Raw genomic sequence first — 14,815 nt, 5'->3', positions numbered from 1 at the left:
CGCTCCGCTCAGGCAGTCGTGGCGTACCCGGCACCGCACCACTGGGCTCCCCCGCTCCGCTCGGGCCCACCGTCACCGTGCCGCGCCGGGCGCCGCCGAGATCATCTCATCCGGCACAGCGAGCAGGTCCACCCCTTCGGTGCCGGTCACCGTTGCGCGTACCAGATCACCCGGGCGCAGCGCGGCGAGGTCGACCCCACCCTCGGCCGGGGCGACCAGGGTGGTGGAGCCGTCCACCTCCGGCGCCTGGTGCGCCGCCCGGCCCTCCACCACGCCATCGGCGATCGAGTCGACCAGCACCTCGACGGTCGAGCCGAGCCGGTCCTCGGCCCGCTGCGAGCACAACTCGTCGGCGAGCGCGCTGAGCCGGTCGTAGCGCCGCTTGATCGTCGCGGCGGAGACCTTGCCGGGCAGGCCCGCGGCCTCGGTGCCGTCTTCGTCGCTGTAGTCGAACATGCCGATCGCGTCGAGCCGGGCCTCGGTCAGGAACCGGACCAACTCGTCGACGTCGGCGCGGGTCTCGCCGGGGAAACCGACGATGAAGTTGCTGCGGGCACCCGCGTCCGGGGCCAACGCGCGGGCACTGGCCAGCAGTTCCAGGAACCGGTCGGTGGAGCCGAAACGTCGCATCCTGCGCAGCACCGGTTCGCTGGAGTGCTGGAACGACAGGTCGAAGTACGGGGCCACACCCGGGGTGCTGGCGATCGCCTCGATCAGGCCGGGCCGGGTCTCGGCCGGCTGGAGGTAGCTCGCCCGCACACGGACGATGCCGGTCACCGCGGCGAGCTGCGGCAGCAGCTTCTCCAACGCGCGAGGGTCGCCCAGATCCTTGCCGTACGAGGTGGAGTTCTCACTGACCAGCACCAGCTCCCGTACGCCGGTCTTGGCCAGCCACTCCGCCTCGGCGAGCAGCTCGTCCGGGGTACGCGAGACGAACGCCCCCCGGAAGGCGGGGATGGCGCAGAACGCGCAGCGGCGGTCGCAGCCGCTGGCCAGCTTCAGCGAGGCGACCGGGCCGTTGTCGAGGCGGCGGCGCAGCACCTGGCGCAGGTGTGCCGGGGTGTGCTCGTCGGTGTCGACGGCGGTGCGGGTCACGGTGCCGTGCCCGGGCAGCGACACCCCGGTGTCACGGCGCTTCACCGGGGTCAGCGGCAGCAGCTCACGCCGGTCCCGGGGGGTGTGCGCGGTGACCTGCTCGCCGGCGACGACCGCGTTCAGCCGGGCGGCGATGTCCGGGTAGTCGTCGAAGCTCAGCACCGCCTGGGCCTCGGGCAGGCTGTCGGCCAACTCCCGGCCGTACCGCTCGGCCATGCAGCCGGCGGCGACGACCTTGGCGCCCGTGCCCGCGGCGGCGAGCAGGGTCTGGATGGAGTCCTGCTTGGCCTTCTCCACGAAGCCGCAGGTGTTGACGACCACAACGTCGGCGCCCTCGCCGTCGGTGGTCACCTGCCAGCCGTCGGCGTGCAGCCGGGCGGCGAGCTCCTCCGAGTCGACCTCGTTGCGGGCACAGCCCAGGGTGAGCAGGGCGACGCGACGGCCCTCGGCGTGGTCAGAGGGAGAAGGAGAGGTGGCAGACACCATCCGAGGGTACCGGGCCGGCCGGAGAAGCCCACGCACGCGGGCTGCCAGCACCAGTGGTGTACGCCTCGTCACCGACCCCGGGTGTCGGCAGGCTCCGGCGCGGCCCGCTGGACGGTCACCCCGACCACCCGCCGGGTCCACGGTCGGACCTGTGCGGTCACCACGTCACCGAGCCGGCATTCGTCCGCGATCTGGCGCGGGAGGACCCAGGCGCGTAGCTGGTCGGCGTGGCCGTCGTCGATGACGAGGTAGTGGTTGATGATCCTGCCCGGCCCGTCGTCCGACGCCTGCCGCTGCCACACCTCGTGCCAGAGCACCTCGCCGCTGGCGGTGGCCGGGGCGCCCAGGTCGAGAACTGCCCGGAGGACGAGGTACCCGGCGAGGCCGAGCAGCGCGAAGCCCACCAGGACGATGCCGAGCGTGACCGGGCCGAGGTCGGTCAGTCGCGTCCACCCGGCCGACGACGGCCCGACCGAGGCGAGGAACGAGCCGCCCACCACTCCGACGAACGTCCAGCCCAGGAGAGCGGCGAGCAGCGCCCACAAGATCACCCATCCGAGCGCCTTCCCGTACCGGGGGTACCCGCCCGGATAGCTGACGCTGACCTGCCGCCAACTGCCCCCGTACGACGACCAGAGCCGCCGCCGGTCGGCCATGCCGAAACTGATCAGCGGGGATGCCGTCCGGGTGAGGCCGAGCGCGGAGCCGTACGCCAGGTAGCGGTCCCACACCGCGACGGCGGCGGGCGGCAGGTCGCCGAAGGCCTCGTGTCCGACGAGCCAGGCGCGCAGCCCCAGCCAGCGGGCGGCGGCGGCGCGACCGGCGGGGGTGTCCCGCTCCCCCAGGTCCCGACGCGCGAGGGCAACGAGCACCATGGCGGGGACGAGGAAGGCGGCGACCACGCCGAATTTGTCGCCGCCGGACCGGGTCACGTAGTGCCAGGAACCGGCCGCGACCCCGGCGGCGGCGACCACGCCGAGCACGCTCTGCAGGGTGACCAGCGGCCGGGAGAACCGCGGGCGGGACAGCCCGAGCCGTTGGGCGTCGGCCACGACCGCTCGGCGCAGCCGCTTGGACCAGGCGTCGGATCGGTTGGCGTCGGAAAAGCTCAGCGCGGTCAGCGGGACCACCCCGTCGACCGCGCGCTCGGCCACCCGGTCGTAGACCTGCCGCTCGTACGGGTTGAGGTCGTCGGGGGCGTGGCCGGTCAGGTGCACCGTGGTGGCGCGGGGATCCGGGTCGGCCTGGCGCAGCTGGAGGTAACGGCGCGCGGCGAGGTCCAGCAGGGTGGACTCGGCAGCGTCCACCGTGGGCCGCCACCGATTGGCCAGCAGGCCGACCACGGCCGGGGGCTCCTGGCCGGGGAACCCCGCGGCGGCAGGCGCCGGAGTCACCGCGGCGGGTCGGCTGGCCAGCCGGGTGATCCCGTAGACCACTGCCCAGCAGGCCAGGCTCGCCACCGGCAGACCGATCTCGATGACCGGGTCGGAGAGGCTCGTTGCGGCGAGGGTCATGGCACCTCATGTTCGGGTTGCTTCGCCGGCCCCGTCGCGGCGGTCACCCTCATCATGATCGCTTAGCGGTGCCGCCAGGGCCGCCCGGTCGCCCAGGTGGCGGTCCACTGTTCGGTCAGTCCCGTCTGCGACGGTTCCGCGTCCCGGTCATCGCGCCGGGGCGCCCATGCGGGTCAGCGTGTCGAGCAGGAAGACCTCGGTGCCGGCCAGGCCGGTGGAGCAGAAGACGGAGATCTGGTCCGCGGCGGTCCGGCCGGGGACCGCGCCGGCCAGGATGCCGCCCAGGTCGCGCAACAGTCCGGCGTACGGGGGTGTGGCCGCGAGCATCGGCGGCTGGTAGTCCGCCGCCTGGGCCGGCGAGTCGGTGACCAGCAGGTCCGCGGCGTCGAGCAGGTCGGTGCCGAATTCACTGCGGTCGCGCTGCTTGAAGCCGACCGCGTTGACGTGCGTGCCGGGGCTGAGGTCGGCGGCGCGGAGCACCGGGGTGGGGCTGGTGGTCGCGAGCACCACGATGTCCCGCCCCGCCACGGCCGGTTCCGGGTCGGCCACCGCGCGGGCCGACACGCCCAGTTCGGCGCGGACCCGGGCGGCGAAGACGTCCCGCCGGGCTGCGGAGCGGCTGTGCACCACCACCTCGCGCAGCGGGCGGACCGCGGCGGTGGCCCAGACCTGGGTCCACGCCTGCCGGCCGGAGCCGATCACCCCGAGGGTGGCCGCGTCCGGGCGGGCCAGCGCGTCGACCGCCAGGCCTCCCAACCCTCCGGTCCGACGGGATCCCAACTCCTCGCCGACCGCGACCGCCCGGATCGCCCCGGTCCGGGCGTCGTGCAGCACCACCAGTTGCTCGCTCTGCGGGTGGCCGAAGGTGTCGTACGAGCGGAAGCCGTACCACTCGCCGACCAGGTGCCCGGCGGTGAGCACCAGCCGCCCACCGCTGAGCGGGGCGGCGGCCCGGGGCGGGGCGACCAGGCGTCCCTCGTAGGCGGCCAGGAGGGCGGCACGCATGGCGTCGACCGTGGTGGCCGCGTCCAGTGCGCTGGCGACCTCGGGGTCGGCGTACAGCAGGGTCATGATGACCATCCTGCAAGCTGAAGTTAGGTGGAGGTCAACATGCGGTGGCGGGAGTCACCACATCGCCGTCGGGGCCGGTGCTAGCGTCGGCGTCGGTGGCCCGGTCGCCCGTGGCCACCCCGGACGAGTGGTGGGCGTACCCGGTCAGGCCAAGACGCCCCGCGACGTGCAGACACGACTCGTCCCGGCCCCGGCGGTCCGGGCACTCCCGCGTGAGGTGAACGATGGCCTGGCTCGTGTTGGTGATCTCTGGACTGATGGAGACGGCCTGGGCGATCGCCCTGGACCGCAGCGCCGGCTTCAGCCGGTTGATCCCGTCAGTGGTGTTCGTGGTGACCCTGGCGCTGAGCATGGCCGGGCTGGCGTACGCGCTGCGCGACATCCCGGTCGGCACCGGGTACGCGGTCTGGGTCGGCATCGGGGCGGTGGGCACCGCCGTGGTCGGGATGGTGGCGCTCGGCGAGTCGGCGAGCCTGCCCCGGATCCTGTGCCTGCTGCTGGTGGTCGCCGGCGTGATCGGCCTGAAGATCTTCCACTGAAGAGCCGCATCGACAGGCGTGTCGAACGCCCACAGTGGGTAGTTGTCGATACGTCACGACAGGCTCTCAACCGGAGGAAGACATGGCCGACCTGCCCAGCACCGCCCGTCCCCGCAGCAACGCCGCCCGCATCCTCACCATCGTGGGCTTCGTCTTCGCGGTCCTCGCACTGCTGCTCAACCCGATCATCTTCGGCGTGCTCGGCGTCATCGCGGGCATTGTCGGCGCCGTGTTGGGCGACAAGCCGCTGGGCTGGTACGCCGCGGCGGCCAGCGTCGTGGCCGCGATCATCGGCCTGGTGGTCTACAGCACGCTGATCAACAACTGACCACTCCGCACAGACTCGGGCCCGCCGGAATCCGGTGGGCCCGTCCTGCACTCTGGCCCGGTCGCACCCCGAGCGTCAGTCGCCGTCGCCGCGCAGGCCGACCAGGACCTCCTCCAGCTCGTCCGGCTTGACCAGCACGTCGCGCGCCTTCGACCCCTCGGACGGCCCGACCACCCCACGGGTCTCCATCAGGTCCATCAGTCGGCCCGCCTTCGCGAACCCGACCCGCAGCTTGCGTTGCAGCATCGAGGTCGAGCCGAACTGCGAGGTGACCACCAACTCCACCGCCTGCACCAACAGGTCAAGGTCGTCGCCGATGTCCTCGTCGATCTTCTTCTTGTTCTCCTGCGCGGGGGCCAGCACGTCCTTGCGGAACTCCGGCTCACGCTGGTCCTTGCAGAACTTCACCACGTCGGCGATTTCCCGCTCGGTGACCCAGGCGCCCTGGATGCGTACCGGCTTGGAGGCGCCCATCGGCAGGAAGAGCCCGTCACCACGACCGAGCAGCTTCTCCGCGCCCGGCTGGTCGAGGATGACCCGGGAGTCCGCGAGCGAGGAGGTGGCGAACGCCAGCCGGGACGGCACGTTCGCCTTGATCAGACCGGTCACCACGTCGACCGAGGGGCGCTGGGTGGCCAACACCAGGTGGATGCCGGCGGCGCGGGCCAGCTGGGTGATCCGGACGACCGAGTCCTCCACGTCGCGGGGCGCGACCATCATCAGGTCGGCCAGCTCGTCCACGATCACCAGCAGGTACGGGTACGGGCGCATCTCCCGTTCGCTGCCCGGCGGGGCCTTGATCTCGCCGTTGCGGACCTTGCGGTTGAAGTCGTCGATGTGCCGGACCCCGTTGGCGGCGAGGTCGTCGTAACGCATGTCCATCTCGCGGACCACCCAGTCCAGCGAGTCGGCCGCCTTCTTGGCGTTTGTCACGATCGGGGTGACCAGGTGCGGGATGCCCTCGTAGCCGGTCATCTCGACCCGCTTCGGGTCGATCAGCAGCAGCCGCACCTCGTCCGGGGTGGCCCGGGTGAGGACGGACACCAGCAGGGTGTTGAGGCAGCTCGACTTTCCGGCTCCGGTGGCCCCGGCGATGAGAATGTGCGGCATCTTGGCGAGGTTGGCCACCACGTAGCCGCCCTCGATGTCCTTGCCCAGCGCCACCACCATCGGGTGGTGGTCACTTGTCGCCGCCCGCGAGCGCAGCACGTCGCCGAGGGCGACGTTCTCCGGGTCGGTGTTCGGGATCTCCACGCCGACGGCGCTCTTGCCCGGGATCGGGCTGAGGATCCGCACGTCCGGTGACTTCACCGCGTACGCGATGTTGCGGGAGAGCTGGGTGATGCGTTCGACCTTGACGCCGTGCCCCAACTCCACCTCGTACCGGGTGACCGTCGGGCCGCGAGTGAAGCCGGTGACCGCGGCGTCCACATCGAACTGGTCGAAGACGCCCGTCAGTGCGGCGATCACCTCGTCGTTGGCCTTGCTGCGGGTCTTCGCGGCGGCCCCGGCGCTGAGCATGTTGGCCGGCGGAAGGACGTAGTCCCCGGCCAACCCGGTCAGTGCGAGCTGCTCGGCCCGGGTCGGCGGAGCCGAATGCTCCGGTGGCTCGGCCGGCGGCCGGCGGCTCGCCGGCACCTTCGCCGGCGACTTGCGCGGCAGCACCATCGTCTCCTGGAGGTCCGCACCGTCCAGGTCCTCGAAGTCGTCCGGGTCCAGCGGCGGCGGCATCCGCTTCGCCGGCCTCTTGCGTGCCGGCCGTGGGGCCGCCTCGTCCGACTCCTCGTCGACGGCGGCGTCCGGCGGGGCGACCAGACCGCCGGCGAGCAGGCCCAACCGCTCGGGGATCTTGTTGATCGGGGTCGCGGTCACCACGAGCAGGCCGAAGAGCAGCAGCAGGATCAGCAGCGGCACCGCCACCCAGGCGGTCACCGCGCGTTCCAGCAGCCCGCCGACACCCGCGCCGACCAGACCACCCGCGAAGTCCCGCTGCAGCGGGGTGGCCGGGGCCTGACCGATCTGGAGCAGCGCGGCGGTCGACACGAGCAGCGAGGTCCAGCCGATCAACCCGCGGCCCCGGTGCTCCGGATCGACCGGCTGACGCATCAACCGCCACGCCCCGATCATCAGCAGCACCGGCACGACAACGGAGATCGCGCCCAGGAACAACCGGATCGAGTCGGCCAGCCGCGCACCCACCGGGCCCGCTCCGGAGAACCAGAGCGCCACGGCGGTGAGCAGGGCGAGCCCGAACATCAGCAGGCCGGCACCGTCACGACGGTGCTCCGGGTCGAGGTCGCGAGCCGAGGCGGCCTGCCGACCGGCGGCCCGCACCGCCCAACCCATCCCGTGTGCCACGCCCATCCACAAAGCACCCACCGCACGGCCCACGTACACCGCCGGGCCGGGCCGGGCCGGCGTGGTAGGACGCCGGACCGGCGCCCGGGTCTTCTTCGCCGGTTGGCGGGCACGACTGTTGGTGCTACCGCGCGGCGACGCGCCGCGCCGCCGGCTCGCCTGAGAGGTACGGCCCGCCATAGAGTCACGGTAACGGTGGGACCGGGCAGATCCCCGCTTTTCCCGGTCGTGTCCGCGCGTCGCAACACCGGCCCCGCCGCCGGTCGTGATATCCGCCTCAGAAGGGATGCCCCATGGCGTCGCCGGAAATCGAGAGCGATCCGGGCGAACCGCTGGCCGGGCATCCTGGCGCACTGCGCCCACTGACCGGCGAGCTGGTCGCCGCGGTGCTCGCCGCCCGCGGCCGGTCCGCCGGCCTGACCGTGGACGGCGAACTGGTGGGCCGTTTCGACGACAACATGATCTGGTTCCTACGCCTCGGCGGGGCCGGCGAGCTGCTCCAGGTCCGCACCATGGTCACTGCCACCTTCGGCATCGAGCAGGTGCCCGCCCTGTACGCGTTCTGCAACTCGTGGAACCACGACCGGCTCTGGCCGAAGGCGTTCGTGCATGTCGACGACGACGGTCGGGCCCGGGTCTACGGTGAGGTGATCACCGATCTGGAACGCGGGGTGACCCCGCACCAGCTCGACCAACTGCTCGACTGTGGCATCTCGACCGGCTGCCAACTCGCCGTGGCGGTCCGGCGGCTGCCCGGGGCGGTGCCGTCGTGACCGGCCGGGACGAGTTCACCGGCAGCAGCACCGACCGAGTGGCCCACCCGGACACACCGCACGCCGCTCCCGTCGGCTGGGTCGGCGTAGGTCGCCTGCCCGCGCTGGAGGCCGCCCTCGCCGACGCCCGGGACCAGCCCGACGGGCCGGCCCGGCAGGTGACCCTGGAGCGGCTCGCCGAGCGCGCCGACGCGGCCGGCGACGTCCGGTCCGGGATGGACGCACGGTTCGCGCTGATCGAGGCGTACCTGCTGCACGGGGAGCGGTGGCGCCTGGTCGAGCCGGTCCGGCGTTGCCGGGCCGCCGCCGACCACCGGCCCGAGCTGCTGACCGACGCGGAGGCCGGGCTGCTGCTGCGTTACCAGCGGTACGCGGTGGAGGCGCTGATCGGCACCCCACGGGTCGGTCTGGACCAGACCCGGGCCCTGCTGCACGACCTGGCCCACCGGGTCGGCGTGGGCGGGCCGGACACACCGACCGTCGCGGAGTTGCACTGCCGGATCGCCGACCACCTGGGCGACGAGCCCACCGCCCGCCACTGGTACGAGCGGTGGTCCGGTAAACGGCCCGGCCCGGCCGGTGGCTGCCCGGGGTGCGCCCCGGCTCGACGCGCGGAACTGCTGGCCGGCTGGGGCGAGTGGCGGGCCGCGCTCGACGAGCTACGGGAATCCGACGGTGACCGGGACGCCTGCACCGACCAGCCCGAACGGGACCTGATCGCCGGTCTGCTGCCCGCCCTGCGCGCCGGCGAGCCGGAGCGGGCCGCAGCGGCACACGTCCGGGCGTACCGCCGGCACCGGCGCGAGCGCGCCGCGTTCGCGCATCTCGCCGCGCACCTGCGGTTCTGCGCACTGGGCGGGCACCTGGAACGCGGGCTGACCATCCTGGCCGAGCAACTGCCCCGACTGGACCGGCCGACCGACGACCTCGCCGCCATGGAGTTCGCCGCCGCCGGGGCGCTCGTTTGCGGACTGGCCGTGGACGCCGGGCTGGGCGGGCGGACGATGCCACGCCCGGCGTACGGCGGGCGACCCGCCACCGAGCTGGACGTGGCCGCACTCGGTGCGCTACTGCTCGGGGTGGCCAACGAGCTGGCCGGCAGCTTCGACGCCCGCAACGGCACCGGCCACCACTCCGGACGGATAGCTGCCTGGCTCGCCGAGCGCCCGCTCGCGGCACCGGTCCCGCTGCCCGACGACGACGAGCCCGACGAAATCGACGCCGACCGGTCCGGCGATGAGGCCGAGTTGAGCGAGCGTGAGCTCGTGGCGCTGAGCCTCGACCTGATCACCGCGGTCCTGGACGGGCGTGGCGACCCGTACCTCGTGGAGGCCCGTGACACGGTGGTCGGCCGGTGGGGTGGCGCGGTGATCCAGTTCCGACGGGCCGGTGAGCGCGGGGAGGTGCTGCACGCCCGCGTCATGGCCACCCGCCGGCTGCCGGCAGCCCGCCGCGCCGAGGCGTACGCCTTCTGCAACGCGTGGAACCACGACCGGCTGCTGCCCAAGGCGTACGCGCACGAACTCGGCGAGGAGTTGGTGCTGGCCGGCGACGTGGCCACGGACCTGGCGCACGGGGTGGCACCGGCGCAACTCATGGTCCTGGTGGACGCCGCGATCACCACCGGCGTGGCGTACGCCGACGCGGTCGGCGCGCTGCCCTAGGTCGCGAACAGGGCAACAGGTTGCACCCCGGGGCGCGACTATGCGACATCCGACAGTGCGCAACCGGAAGCGCTGTGTCGATGTGGTACGGCCATCATCGATCACAGCTTCCGGGAGTCGTCATGAACCGCCTGCTCAGCTCCGGCCTCCTCGCCGCCGCCCTGCTCTTCGTGCCCACCCTTGCCGGGCCGGCCGCCGCCGCGCCAGCCGCCACCCCGACCGGGTCGCCGAGCGCGACCGCCGCGCCCACTGTCACCGCTCGGGGCGACATCGTCTTCCTCGCCCAGGACCCGTGGTTCCCGTCCGGCCCGCTGGAGGTCACCGTCAAGAACCCGGGCGCCGCGGCAGCGAAGGGTTTCTTCGTGCTGCGCCTGCCGGACTTCGTCGAGCCGACCTCGGGCGCGGACTGCCGTTCGCTCAGCGGCACGCCGCGGAGCTGGCTCTGCGGCGGCGCGGAGCTTCCCGCCGGGGGTGAGCGCGCGTACCGGCTGACGGTCACCTCGTCGACCCCGGAGCCGGTCTTCGGAGTGAGCGCCTGGGGCTCCGTCGCCGGCCGGGACGCCGCCGGGGTCACCGATGGGTTCACCGACTTCCGGATCAACTGGCCGGACCGCACGTCGCTGCGACTGCGGGCCACCGCGGCGCCGATCGTCAACGGGATGACGACGGTACGGGTGCGGGTCACGAACGCCGGCACCTTCGACATCGGCGGTTACTCGTTCACCATCACCACCCCGGACGGGGTGCGGGTGACCGCGCCGGCGTGCTCCGACAGCGGCCGGATGAACGGCGTTGGCTGCGAGGTCCTGCGGCGGGGTGTGCTCGCCGACGGTGCCACCGACACCTTCGACGTACGGCTGTCGGTCACCGGGGGCACGAAGACCGTGCGCCTCTCGCTCACCCCGACGAGCCGCTACACCAACAAGGACACCGCGCTGACACTTCGCCTGGGCGGCACGGGCGGATCCGGTGCCGGCGACGCCAGCACCCCGCCATCGGCCGATCCGGCCACCACCCCGACGCCGACCGCGGTGGGCACGTCCACCCCGGAAGCGGCGCAACTGCCCCGCACCGGCACGTCCGGCAGCGTCTACGGCCTCATCGGCGCAGTGCTGCTGGCCCTCGGGGTTGGGCTGCTCGTGCTGCGGCGCCGGATGTCGCAGGGCTGAGCCGAAGCGCGTACCAACAGGATCGGGCCGGCCACCGACATCCACGGGGGATGTCGGCGACCGGCCCGATCACGCGGGTCAGACCTCGACGACGGTGGGCACGATCATCGGCCGACGACGGTACGCGTCGTTGACCCACCGCCCCACGGTCCGCCGGACGATCTGCTGGAGCTGGTGCGGGTCGGTGATGCCGTCCGCCGCGGCCCGATTGAGCGCCTCGGTGACCAGCGGGATCACCGGGTTGAACGCCTCCGGGTCCTCCGAGAAGCCCTTCGCGGACAGCGTCGGGCCGGCGACCACCTTGCCGGTGACCGAGTCGACGACCACGGTGGTGGCGATGAATCCGCCGTCACCGAGGATCCGGCGCTCGGTGAGCAGCGACTCGCTGACGTCACCGACAGCGAGGCCGTCCACGTAGACGTACCGGCTCTTCACGTGCCCAACCAGGCTGGCGCGGCCCTCGACCAGGTCGACCACGTCGCCGTCCTCGCAGAGCACCACCCGGTCGGCGGCGACCCCCGACTCGATCCCGAGCCGGGCGTGCGCGCGCAGGTGGCGCCATTCGCCGTGCACGGGCATCAGGTTGCTGGGCCGGACCACGTTGAGCAGGTAGAGCAGTTCCCCGGCGGGGGCGTGCCCAGAGACGTGCACCTTCGCCACGTCCTTGTGTACGACCACCGCGCCGGCCCGGGCCAGCCGGTTGATCACCCGGTAGACCGAGGTCTCGTTGCCGGGCACCAGCGAGGACGCCAGCACGACCGTGTCGCCGGGAGCGATGGTGATGTGCCGGTGGTCGCCGCTGGCCATCCGGCCCAGCGCGCTCATCGGCTCACCCTGCGACCCGGTGGACATCAGCACGATCTCTTCCGGCGGCAGCGTGGTCGCCTCGTCGATGCTGATGACCAGGCCGGCCGGGATGTTGAGCAGGCCGAGGTCCCGGGCGATGCCCATGTTGCGAACCATGGACCGGCCGATCAGCGCGACCTTGCGGCCGTGTTCCGCGGCGGAGTCGAAGACCTGCTGCACGCGGTGCACGTGCGAGGCGAAGGAGGCCACGATGATCCGGCCCTTGGCCTTCCCGAAGATCGAGTCGAGCACCGGCCCGATCTCCCGTTCCGGCGTGACGAAGCCGGGGATCTCCGCGTTGGTGGAGTCGGACAGCAGCAGGTCGACGCCTTCGGCGCCGAGCCGGGCGAAGCCGGCCAGGTCGGTGATCCGGCCGTCCAGCGGGAGCTGGTCCATCTTGAAGTCGCCGGTGTGCAGCACCAGGCCGGCGGGGGTGCGGATGGCCACCGCGAGGGCGTCCGGGATCGAGTGGTTGACCGCGAAGAACTCGCACTCGAACGGGCCGAGCCGCTCACGGCCGCCCTCCCGCACGGTCAACGTGTACGGCTGGATGCGCCGCTCGGCCAGCTTCGCCTCGACCAGGGCGAGGGTGAACTGTGAGCCGACCAACGGGATGTCGGGCTTGTGGGCGAGCAGGTAGGGCACCGCGCCGATGTGGTCCTCGTGGCCGTGGGTCAGCACGATCGCCTGGACGTCGGCCAGCCGGTCCAGGATCGGGCCGAAGTCGGGCAGGATCAGATCCACTCCCGGCTGCTCGACGTCGGGGAAGAGCACCCCGCAGTCGACGATCAGCAACTTGCCGTCGTACTCGAAGACGGTCATGTTGCGACCGATGGCGCCGAGCCCGCCGAGCGGGATGATCCGCAGCCCACCCTCGGGCAACGGCGGGGGAAGCTCCGCGTCGATGTGCGCCTCGGTCACGCGTCCACCTCATTCTGCGACGCCGTAACCCGGCGCCCATCGTGTCGTTCGATCATTCGGGCAGCTCCAGGCCCACTGCCGCGAAGTCCGCGCGCAGTTGGGCGATCTCGTCGTCGGTGGCGTCCACCAGTGGGGGTCGCACCGGGCCGGCCGGCAGGCCCAGCGATGCCAGGCCCGCCTTCACCAGGATGGTGCCCTGGGTGCGGAAGATGCCAGTGAACAGCGGCAGCAGCCGCCGGTGCAGGGCAAGCGCGGCCGGCATGTTCCCCGCGTCGAACGCCTCGATCATCTGTGCGGCCAGCGCCCCGACGAAGTGCGTCGAGGTGCCGACCAGGCCCACGCTGCCAGCGGCCAGCGCCGGCAGGGTGAGTGCGTCCTCGCCGCAGTAGTAGGCGAGGGCGGTCCGGCTGGTCACCCAGCTGGTGGCGATCAGGTCGCCCTTGGCGTCCTTGACCGCGACGATTCGGCCGTGCTCGGCGAGTCGGACCAGCGTCTCGGTCTCGATCGGCACGCCCGAGCGGTGCGGGATGTCGTACAGCATCACCGGCAGGCCGGTGGCGTCGGCCACCGCGGTGAAGTGCCGCAGCAATCCGCTCTGCGGTGGCTTGTTGTAGTAGGGGGTCACCACGAGCAGACCGTGTGCGCCGGCCTTCTCGGCAGCGGCGGCCAACTCGATGGTGTGCCGGGTGTCGTTGGTGCCGACCCCGGCGACCACCTTGGCGCGATCGCCGACAGCCTCCACCACGGCCCGAATCAGGCGTTCCTTCTCGGTGTCGGTGGTGGTCGGCGACTCGCCGGTGGTGCCGTTGACGACCACCGCGTCGTTGCCCTGCTCGTCGACCAGGTGACTCGCCAGCCGAGCGGCACCGTCGAGGTCGAGGGAGCCGTCGGGGGCGAACGGGCTCACCATGGCGGTGAGCAGCCGGCCAAAGGGGCGGGACACCGGTCGGGCAGCGGCGTCGAGGTGGTCGTGCGTCATACCCCCCAACCTAGCGGACGACCAGCCGGGGCCCGCCAGGGAAGGGCTCAGGACGCCTCGTGCGGGCTGGCCGCAACCTCGGTGCCATCCGGCAACGTGGAGATCACGAAGTCGGCGAACACGTTGGGGGCGACCCCCTGCAGTTGGCGCAGGCACTCCACGGCCAGCTCGCGGATCTCCACATCGGCGTGCTCGGTGGCCCGCATCGCGATGAAGTGCCGCCAGGCCCGGTAGTTGCCGCTGACCACGATGCGGGTCTCGGTGGCGTTGGGCAGCACCGCTCGGGCCGCCTGCCGGGCCTGCTTGCGGCGCAGCGTCGGGTTCGGCTCGTCGGAGAAGCGCTGCTCAAGGCCCTCCAGCAACTCGGTGTACGCCCGCACGCTCGCCTCGGCGGCCTCCACGAACCTCTTGTGCAGCTCCGGGTCGTCGGCGATGACCGCCGGCTCGACCATGGCCGCGTCCCGCTCCGGGACGTAGCGCTGGGACAGCTGGGAGTACGAGAAGTGCCGGTGCCGAATCAACTCGTGGGTGAAGGAGCGGGACACCCCGGTGAAGTAGAAGGTCACCGACCCGTGCTCCAGCACCGAGAGGTGCCCGACGTCGAGGATGTGCGCCAGGTAGCCGGCGTTGGTGGCGGTGGCCGGGTTCGGCTTCTTCCACGACTGGTAGCAGGCCCGGCCGGCGAACTCGGCGAGCGCCTGGCCCCCCTCGGCGTCGGTCGACCACGGCACGTCGTCCGGGGCCGCGAACTGGGTCCACGCGATCAACTTGACCTGGGGCTGCACCATCTCCGGCATTCCTGCGACTGTAGTGGTCAGCGGTCCCACGCCCAACTCGGGCTCGCGGTGCCGAAACCGCCCAGCTGCCGCCAAAATCACCGACGCCTCTCGCCTCAGCGGGGGCCATAAGTGTCCAAGATCTCGACACCCTCGACACCCTCGACACCCTCGACACCCTCTGCACCCTCTGCACCCTCGCCGACGCACCGCCGACCCCTGACCCCTCCCCGGTTGCCTGTAGAGCTGCCCCAGATCTGGGGCAGGCGCTGCGTGGCCCGGCCGAGTCCCCGCCG

At 72.4% G+C, this 14,815-nt stretch carries 12 protein-coding genes and 1 riboswitch; of the genes, 5 read left to right on the top strand and 7 right to left on the bottom strand.

The features are described from left to right. Positions 1-72: 72 nt before the first annotated feature. The 3 genes from rimO to C7C45_RS25045 form a co-directional block, all read right to left on the bottom strand. Complete coding sequence (gene rimO, locus C7C45_RS25055) at positions 73-1,581, bottom strand: 30S ribosomal protein S12 methylthiotransferase RimO (protein WP_110566187.1); 1,509 nt, start codon at positions 1,579-1,581, stop codon at positions 73-75. Between the two features lie 68 nt (positions 1,582-1,649). Continuing rightward, positions 1,650-3,095 carry a DUF2207 family protein gene (locus C7C45_RS25050; protein WP_110566160.1) on the bottom strand — a complete coding sequence of 482 codons (1,446 nt, stop codon included), beginning with the start codon at positions 3,093-3,095 and terminating at the stop codon, positions 1,650-1,652. A 147-nt stretch (positions 3,096-3,242) separates the two neighbouring features. Continuing rightward, positions 3,243-4,166 (bottom strand): ornithine cyclodeaminase family protein, encoded by a 924-nt coding sequence (locus C7C45_RS25045; protein ID WP_110566186.1) that lies wholly within the window; start codon positions 4,164-4,166, stop codon positions 3,243-3,245. A gap of 92 nt (positions 4,167-4,258) precedes the next feature. Continuing rightward, positions 4,259-4,330, top strand: a riboswitch (guanidine-III (ykkC-III) riboswitch). A 60-nt stretch (positions 4,331-4,390) separates the two neighbouring features. Between C7C45_RS25045 and sugE the strand changes: the two genes are divergently transcribed. Both sugE and C7C45_RS25035 read left to right on the top strand, forming a co-directional pair. Continuing rightward, complete coding sequence (sugE, locus tag C7C45_RS25040; protein WP_110566159.1) at positions 4,391-4,705, top strand: quaternary ammonium compound efflux SMR transporter SugE; 315 nt, start codon at positions 4,391-4,393, stop codon at positions 4,703-4,705. An 82-nt stretch (positions 4,706-4,787) separates the two neighbouring features. After that, complete coding sequence (locus C7C45_RS25035) at positions 4,788-5,033, top strand: hypothetical protein (RefSeq protein WP_110566158.1); 246 nt, start codon at positions 4,788-4,790, stop codon at positions 5,031-5,033. 75 nt (positions 5,034-5,108) lie between these two features. Here the strand turns inward: C7C45_RS25035 and C7C45_RS25030 are convergent, their stop codons facing one another. After that, positions 5,109-7,571 carry an FtsK/SpoIIIE family DNA translocase gene (locus C7C45_RS25030; protein WP_110566157.1) on the bottom strand — a complete coding sequence of 821 codons (2,463 nt, stop codon included), beginning with the start codon at positions 7,569-7,571 and terminating at the stop codon, positions 5,109-5,111. Positions 7,572-7,684: 113 nt separating this feature from the next. Here C7C45_RS25030 and C7C45_RS25025 point away from each other — a divergent pair, with 113 nt between their 5' ends. From C7C45_RS25025 to C7C45_RS25015, 3 genes are all read left to right on the top strand, one after another. After that, on the top strand, positions 7,685-8,164 hold the full coding sequence (locus tag C7C45_RS25025; RefSeq protein WP_110566156.1) for a type III secretion system chaperone family protein: 480 nt from the start codon (positions 7,685-7,687) through the stop codon (positions 8,162-8,164). A gap of 95 nt (positions 8,165-8,259) precedes the next feature. Beyond that, complete coding sequence (locus tag C7C45_RS25020) at positions 8,260-9,828, top strand: type III secretion system chaperone family protein (protein WP_244200555.1); 1,569 nt, start codon at positions 8,260-8,262, stop codon at positions 9,826-9,828. Positions 9,829-9,950: 122 nt separating this feature from the next. Further along, entirely contained in the window at positions 9,951-10,997 is a 1,047-nt protein-coding gene (locus C7C45_RS25015; protein ID WP_110566154.1) for an LPXTG cell wall anchor domain-containing protein, read from the top strand. 78 nt (positions 10,998-11,075) lie between these two features. On the opposite strand, the gene C7C45_RS25010 is transcribed toward C7C45_RS25015, so the two are convergent. Genes C7C45_RS25010 through thyX form a run of 3 tightly spaced genes read right to left on the bottom strand, consistent with a single transcriptional unit; the run spans position 11,076 to position 14,531 of the window. After that, complete coding sequence (locus C7C45_RS25010) at positions 11,076-12,764, bottom strand: ribonuclease J (protein ID WP_110566153.1); 1,689 nt, start codon at positions 12,762-12,764, stop codon at positions 11,076-11,078. A 52-nt stretch (positions 12,765-12,816) separates the two neighbouring features. Further along, complete coding sequence (dapA, locus tag C7C45_RS25005) at positions 12,817-13,743, bottom strand: 4-hydroxy-tetrahydrodipicolinate synthase (protein WP_110566152.1); 927 nt, start codon at positions 13,741-13,743, stop codon at positions 12,817-12,819. A 47-nt stretch (positions 13,744-13,790) separates the two neighbouring features. After that, positions 13,791-14,531, bottom strand: coding sequence for an FAD-dependent thymidylate synthase (thyX, locus tag C7C45_RS25000; RefSeq protein WP_110566185.1), 741 nt, complete (start codon positions 14,529-14,531; stop codon positions 13,791-13,793). Between the last annotated feature and the right edge of the window lie 284 nt (positions 14,532-14,815).

The sequence above is a fragment of the Micromonospora arborensis genome (assembly GCF_003205615.1).
GTDB lineage: Bacteria > Actinomycetota > Actinomycetes > Mycobacteriales > Micromonosporaceae > Micromonospora > Micromonospora arborensis.
The sequence above is the reverse complement of the archived record's forward strand: the minus strand, read 5'-3'. Positions and strand labels throughout refer to the sequence as shown.